We start from the raw sequence: 3355 nt of genomic DNA, 5'->3' as shown, positions 1-3355 counted from the left end.
ATGGTTGCCATGGTGAATGCTGATTTCTGACCTTTGTCAGATCGTTCTTTAAAAATTCGGATATGTGAAACATTTTAGACTGTGCACCACTTTCACTGGTGGGGTGCAGGCTAAGGCAAAGAAAGTTTGTTGAATCAAGCTTTCGGCGAATGTCGTCTTCACAGTATAACCAGATAGCTTGGGGTTATATGGTCAAGTGAAGAAGCGCATACGGTGGATGCCTTGGCAGTCAGAGGCGATGAAAGACGTGGTAGCCTGCGATAAGCTTCGGGGAGTCGGCAAACAGACTTTGATCCGGAGATCTCTGAATGGGGGAACCCACTCAGCATAAGCTGAGTATCTTGCACTGAATACATAGGTGCAAGAGGCGAACCAGGGGAACTGAAACATCTAAGTACCCTGAGGAATAGAAATCAACCGAGATTCCCTTAGTAGTGGCGAGCGAACGGGGACCAGCCCTTAAGTGGCTTGGAGATTAGCGGAACGCTCTGGAAAGTGCGGCCATAGTGGGTGATAGCCCTGTACGCGAAAATCTCCTTGTCATGAAATCGAGTAGGACGGGGCACGAGAAACCTTGTCTGAATATGGGGGGACCATCCTCCAAGGCTAAATACTACTGACTGACCGATAGTGAACCAGTACCGTGAGGGAAAGGCGAAAAGAACCGCGGAGAGCGGAGTGAAATAGAACCTGAAACCGTATGCGTACAAGCAGTGGGAGCCTACTTGTTAGGTGACTGCGTACCTTTTGTATAATGGGTCAGCGACTTATATTCAGTGGCAAGCTTAACCGTATAGGGGAGGCGTAGCGAAAGCGAGTCTTAATAGGGCGTTTAGTCGCTGGGTATAGACCCGAAACCGGGCGATCTATCCATGGGCAGGTTGAAGGTTAGGTAACACTGACTGGAGGACCGAACCGACTACCGTTGAAAAGTTAGCGGATGACCTGTGGATCGGAGTGAAAGGCTAATCAAGCTCGGAGATAGCTGGTTCTCCTCGAAAGCTATTTAGGTAGCGCCTCATGTATCACTGTAGGGGGTAGAGCACTGTTTCGGCTAGGGGGTCATCCCGACTTACCAAACCGATGCAAACTCCGAATACCTACAAGTGCCGAGCATGGGAGACACACGGCGGGTGCTAACGTCCGTCGTGAAAAGGGAAACAACCCAGACCGTCAGCTAAGGTCCCAAAGTCATGGTTAAGTGGGAAACGATGTGGGAAGGCTTAGACAGCTAGGAGGTTGGCTTAGAAGCAGCCACCCTTTAAAGAAAGCGTAATAGCTCACTAGTCGAGTCGGCCTGCGCGGAAGATGTAACGGGGCTCAAACCATGCACCGAAGCTACGGGTATCACCTTTTGGTGATGCGGTAGAGGAGCGTTCTGTAAGCCTGTGAAGGTGAGTTGAGAAGCTTGCTGGAGGTATCAGAAGTGCGAATGCTGACATGAGTAACGACAATGGGAGTGAAAAACTCCCACGCCGAAAGACCAAGGTTTCCTGCGCAACGTTAATCGACGCAGGGTTAGTCGGTCCCTAAGGCGAGGCTGAAAAGCGTAGTCGATGGAAAACAGGTTAATATTCCTGTACTTCCGGTTATTGCGATGGAGGGACGGAGAAGGCTAGGCCAGCCTGGCGTTGGTTGTCCAGGTTTAAGGTGGTAGGCTGGGATCTTAGGCAAATCCGGGATCCCAAGGCCGAGAGCTGATGACGAGTGTTCTTTAGAACATGAAGTGGTTGATGCCATGCTTCCAGGAAAAGCTCCTAAGCTTCAGATAATCGGGAACCGTACCCCAAACCGACACAGGTGGTTAGGTAGAGAATACCAAGGCGCTTGAGAGAACTCGGGTGAAGGAACTAGGCAAAATGGCACCGTAACTTCGGGAGAAGGTGCGCCGGTGAGGGTGAAGGACTTGCTCCGTAAGCCCATGCCGGTCGAAGATACCAGGCCGCTGCGACTGTTTATTAAAAACACAGCACTCTGCAAACACGAAAGTGGACGTATAGGGTGTGACGCCTGCCCGGTGCCGGAAGGTTAATTGATGGGGTTAGCGCAAGCGAAGCTCTTGATCGAAGCCCCGGTAAACGGCGGCCGTAACTATAACGGTCCTAAGGTAGCGAAATTCCTTGTCGGGTAAGTTCCGACCTGCACGAATGGCGTAACGATGGCGGCGCTGTCTCCACCCGAGACTCAGTGAAATTGAAATCGCTGTGAAGATGCAGTGTATCCGCGGCTAGACGGAAAGACCCCGTGAACCTTTACTATAGCTTTGCACTGGACTTTGAATTTGCTTGTGTAGGATAGGTGGGAGGCTATGAAGCGTGGACGCCAGTCTGCGTGGAGCCATCCTTGAAATACCACCCTGGCAACTTTGAGGTTCTAACTCAGGTCCGTTATCCGGATCGAGGACAGTGTATGGTGGGTAGTTTGACTGGGGCGGTCTCCTCCCAAAGAGTAACGGAGGAGTACGAAGGTGCGCTCAGACCGGTCGGAAATCGGTCGTAGAGTATAAAGGCAAAAGCGCGCTTGACTGCGAGACCCACACGTCGAGCAGGTACGAAAGTAGGTCTTAGTGATCCGGTGGTTCTGTATGGAAGGGCCATCGCTCAACGGATAAAAGGTACTCCGGGGATAACAGGCTGATACCGCCCAAGAGTTCATATCGACGGCGGTGTTTGGCACCTCGATGTCGGCTCATCACATCCTGGGGCTGAAGCCGGTCCCAAGGGTATGGCTGTTCGCCATTTAAAGTGGTACGCGAGCTGGGTTTAGAACGTCGTGAGACAGTTCGGTCCCTATCTGCCGTGGACGTTTGAGATTTGAGAGGGGCTGCTCCTAGTACGAGAGGACCGGAGTGGACGAACCTCTGGTGTTCCGGTTGTCACGCCAGTGGCATTGCCGGGTAGCTATGTTCGGAAAAGATAACCGCTGAAAGCATCTAAGCGGGAAACTTGCCTCAAGATGAGATCTCACTGGGATCTTGAATCCCCTAAAGGGCCGTCGAAGACTACGACGTTGATAGGTGGGGTGTGTAAGCGCTGTGAGGCGTTGAGCTAACCCATACTAATTGCCCGTGAGGCTTGACCATATAACACCCAAGCCATCTGCACAGCAGTGGCGGTGTGTGAAGACGATACAGCCGAAAGCTGATCAGCAAACGCCGAAAAATGTTCACATAACCGAATTTGCCAGCGTGTGAAAACACACTGGCTACCGAATTTCTTGACGACCATAGAGTGTTGGAACCACCTGATCCCATCCCGAACTCAGTAGTGAAACGATACATCGCCGATGGTAGTGTGGGGCTTCCCCATGTGAGAGTAGGTCATCGTCAAGATTCAAACACAGAACCCCTGATCGC

General features: G+C 51.7%; 2 rRNA genes. Both read left to right on the top strand.

Annotation, left to right across the window (positions count from 1 at the left end):
• Positions 1-190: 190 nt before the first annotated feature.
• A 23S ribosomal RNA gene (locus NJC38_RS28950) occupies positions 191-3082 on the top strand.
• Positions 3083-3215: 133 nt separating this feature from the next.
• A 5S ribosomal RNA gene (rrf, locus tag NJC38_RS28945) occupies positions 3216-3331 on the top strand.
• The last annotated feature ends 24 nt before the right edge of the window (positions 3332-3355 follow it).

Origin of the sequence: Pseudomonas sp. 21LCFQ010 (assembly GCF_024129905.1) — a bacterium.
In the GTDB taxonomy this organism is placed as follows: Bacteria; Pseudomonadota; Gammaproteobacteria; order Pseudomonadales; family Pseudomonadaceae; genus Aquipseudomonas.
Note: the sequence above shows the minus strand (reverse complement) of the source record. Positions and strands in the feature narration are given on the sequence as shown.